This window comes from Moorena sp. SIO4A5 (genome assembly GCF_010672005.1).
GTDB lineage: Bacteria > Cyanobacteriota > Cyanobacteriia > Cyanobacteriales > Coleofasciculaceae > Moorena.
Genome location: NZ_JAAHHZ010000439.1, coordinates 1 through 4,001, shown reverse-complemented (window position 1 = coordinate 4,001; position 4,001 = coordinate 1). Strand labels below are relative to the sequence as shown.

Annotated in this window: 3 protein-coding genes; 1 reads left to right on the top strand and 2 read right to left on the bottom strand. The window is 45.9% G+C overall.

Going from position 1 to position 4,001, the window contains the following annotated elements; genetic code table 11:
• On the bottom strand, positions 1-2,933 hold a 2,933-nt coding region (locus F6K57_RS38695), incomplete at its 3' end, for a caspase family protein (protein ID WP_293073915.1).
• Between the two features lie 108 nt (positions 2,934-3,041).
• On the opposite strand from F6K57_RS38695, the gene F6K57_RS38690 reads away from it, so the two are divergent.
• Positions 3,042-3,494: a hypothetical protein gene (locus F6K57_RS38690; RefSeq protein ID WP_075898163.1), complete on the top strand. Its 453-nt coding sequence runs from the start codon at positions 3,042-3,044 to the stop codon at positions 3,492-3,494.
• Here F6K57_RS38690 and F6K57_RS38685 read toward each other — a convergent pair.
• Complete coding sequence (locus F6K57_RS38685; protein ID WP_158069495.1) at positions 3,474-3,647, bottom strand: hypothetical protein; 174 nt, start codon at positions 3,645-3,647, stop codon at positions 3,474-3,476. The genes F6K57_RS38690 and F6K57_RS38685 overlap by 21 nt on opposite strands.
• Between the last annotated feature and the right edge of the window lie 354 nt (positions 3,648-4,001).

Genomic DNA, 4,001 nt, shown 5'->3' with positions numbered 1-4,001 from the left:
GAAGCGATAGTCTGGCCATCTCGGCTAAAGGCGACGCTATTGACAGGTTCGCTATGTCCAGTGAGGGTGTGCAGGTCTTTGCCTTTGAGATTCCACAGTTTCACGGTGTTGTCCCAACTAGCAGTAGCGATAGTCTGGCCATCTCGGCTAAAGGCCACGCTAGTGACAGGTTCGCTATGTCCAGTGAGGGTGTGCAGGGGTTTGCCTTTGAGATTCCACAGTTTCACGGTGTTGTCAAAACTAGCAGTAGCGATAGTCTGGCCATCTCGGCTAAAGACGAGGCTAGTGACAGGTTCGCTATGTCCAGTGAGGGTGTGCAGGTGTTTGCCTTGTAGATTCCATAGTTTCACGGTGTTGTCCAAACTAGCAGAAGCGATAGTCTGGCCATCTCGGCTAAAGACGAGGCTAGTGACAGGTTCGCTATGTCCAGTGAGGGTGTGCAGGTGTTTGCCTTGTAGATTCCATAGTTTCACGGTGTTGTCCCAACTAGCAGAAGCGATAGTCTGGCCATCTCGGCTAAAGGCGACGCTAGTGACAGTATCAGTATGTTTATCCAGGCTATTATACTGGTTGACGCCATAGAGAGATTGCTGCAACTTAGCGATCACTTGTATTCTAGTATCACCTTTTACCCTTTTTGCCTTTTGGAGTTTTCCTACTGCCCTTAAACTCTCTTTTAGAGCATCAAAGGCTTGCTTTGAGGTAAACAAGAGTTCTGAAGATTGATTCAGGGCTTTAATTTCACTTTCTTCTGCCTTTCTCGCCTGCTTACGAGACTCCAATCCAAAAACCGTTGAAGCAACTGTCCCCAATACCAACACACCAATAAACCCTACCGCTACTAACCTGCGGTTACGGGTGATTTGCTTGTGCTTGTGACGGCTAACCTCAATATACTCCTCGGCCAACCCATTCAACATCCCCAATTCACCATACTTTCTTAAATACTCCTGGGCTTCTACCAACCTCCCCCCTTGCAACAGTAGACCCGCATCATCGCGCTTCTTTCCCTTCTCCTGCCATTCTTCTGCCGCCGCTTCCAGCTTGCTTTCGATCACCATCGCTTCTGTGTAAGTCTGCTTCCACTCCACCAACCTTCCCCAGTGGCGAATCAAGGCTTCGTGCACCACATCCAAAACCACATCCTGGGAATTTTCCTCATGACTTCTAGTAATCAAGCGGTTGTCTGAACTGGCTAAGGTCTGGCTAACAGCATCGAGCAGTTCTAAACTGTGATGAGAATTGACTAACTCCCCCAGGCGTACTCGTCTACGGGTATCGAGAGTCTCTCCCACTTGAGTTAATTCCAACAACAAACGCCTAGCCACAGTTTGTTCTTCCGCTGAGAGACTATCAAATACCTGATTTGCCTTCTTTTCCAGAGTTCCCTCAATTCCCCCTAACTGTTGATAGGTTTCTAACCGTAAAAACGTTTCCTGCTGCTGTCTTGACTGTTTCCATAATTCCGTCAGAGTATATTGGAGCAGGGGAAGGCTACCTGGATAATCTTCGACATCGTTAATCAGTTGCTGTTTTAATCTCCCCTCAATCCCTAATCCTACTAATTCAGCTGGTAGTGCGATCGCTTCTTCAATTTCCTGACGGTTCAACTGGTCAACATTGATGTATGGTCTATTGATCTTTTCAACAAATTGAGGATACTTTCGCGACCGCCCCCGAAAGTCAGAGCGCATGGCAATTAACACAATTAGATTGTCTTTCTGCTCTAATAATTCCATTAAACCGTTAAAGAATTCCAGGCGTTGGTCAGGTTGACTCATAGTGAAGCACTCTTCAAACTGGTCAATAATCATGACCACCGGTTCAGAAGTCGCTACTAGAGTAAGACTAGAATTGCCTCCGTTTTTCTCTAAAAGCTTTCCCAACTCCAGCACCTCCTGTAACCTTTGCTTTGGTGCAACACCCGGAGAGAAAGGTTCTAGATAATGCCAGCGATCGCTTCCAACAATTGCCTGACCTAACTTCAGCTGATACAATAATCCTGCCCTGAGTAAGGAAGACTTGCCACTGCCGGAAGCTCCTAACACTACCAGCAGACGGTCTTTAGTTTTAACTCGCTCAATTAACTGCTGGGTCAACTTAGAGCGACCGTAAAACACCAGAGCATCCTCTGGTTTATCGGTAAAATAAGACAGAGACCGATAGGGGCACTTATCCTGAAAGCTCAGTTTCGGAAACAGGCTAGTCAGTAGAATGGCTTGTTCAGAGTTAGCGATTAAAGGACGTTGTCCAGTCCTTGACATCCGCTGCTCAATAAACAAGGCCAAATTATGACTAGTAACAATACCATCCGGGTGATTTTCCGGATTTAATCCTGCCAGTAACTCCCTGGTAAATACCCCTTGTTCATGGCTAATCTCTACTCCCGGTTCAAAGGAACGAGTAGCAGTAATCAAGCAGTAAGCTTTATCAGTTGGGATAAATGGGAGCAAGCTTAGTAACTCGCCACTGTAGCAACAATCTAACCAAATCACTACCTGTTTGACTGGGCTAGTTGCGATTTGCTCACCCAACTCCCGCAGAGGATAGCCATAAATTCCCACATCAGGAAAGGCATCACTTGTCACTAAGAAAACTTCCTCAATACCATCCACCTCTTGTCTACAGCCATGGCCTGAAAAGAAGAATAGGCCGGTTTCTGGAGGTTGGTTGGGAGGAGGAGGATTAAACAGATTAGCGACTGCTGACCTTAATTCCTCTAATTTTACTAGTCCTGTGCTGGATGGTCCCCCTGCTCCTTTTTGGGTCAACCCAAGGGGTAAGTCTTGAATCCGAAACGGTTCATAGCCATACTGCTCTAATCGTTGAGCGACATTTTCCCCATCTAATGCCGCAACGGTCAAGTCGTTAAAGTTGGTGTATTCTGGATAACGGTTAATCCCAACAATTAGGGCTTCCCATTGCGGTCTCATTGGAGCGAGGTTCTGAAACTTTTATTAGGGTAACATACTATCACAATTTCGGGAACTAGGCTGATCCTTCGTGTATAAAGATAATGATTGAAGTAGTAGCAGTGGCTGATGAATACCAACAAAACCCTATTAGCGTTTTTACTTGCTCTGACCGATTTAGACACACCCTTGAGTCAAGGTGATAATAAGAGCATCAAAGAAATTGGCGATCAACTTGATGCCCAACCTTTGGCCTGGGAGAGGTATACCAAACCCAAGCTGCTAGAGATAATTGCAGCCAATCCTGAGTTAAATCAACGTTACCAAACTTATTACAACCAACTTGACACTACGGTTGATATTCCCCCAGACTATCTCCCAACAACAGCGGAAATCCAGCCAGTCAATAAACCTAGCTCTACGATAATGAGAGGACATAAACCTAAGTCATCACCTACAGGCTATGACCAACAAATTAATAATATTGTGATTGTTGTCAGTCGTTCAGAACAGCCAGAAGCAGCTGTGAAAGAATTACCCTTGGAAAAACTGAAACAGTTTTTAGGGACTTCTAAAAAGTAAATTACCCAATTTGGAAGTCGGGAGTCGGGAGTCGAGAGTCGGGAGTCGAGAGTCGGGAGTCGGGAGTCGGGAGTCGGGAGTCGGGAGTCGAGAGTCGGAGTCGGGGGAATAAAATTGAATGTAGCTCGTAAGTAGGATCAACCCTAGACTCATAAATTTGGTATGATTAGTTCCTGGGAGTTTCCTTAACTAACCGTGCTAACTAGTCAATCCAATTAACGTTAACTAAAGTACAACGGTTTTAATATTACAGCGTTTTTCATAACTATTAGGTACATAGGATTTTTGGCGTTGCTGATTCTGGGTATGGTTTCGCCCCCCTAACCCCCCAATTCTGGGGGGAATAAGACGTTCAAAGTCCCCCAAAGTTGGGGGATTTAGGGGGCTTTAACAAAACCAGATGATTGCGCATTCATTCCTTAATTCAGCAACGCCGGATTTTTTCCCTGTTCCCTGCTCCCTGCTCCCTACTCCCTACTCCCTACTCCCTGCTCCCTAAAACCCCAA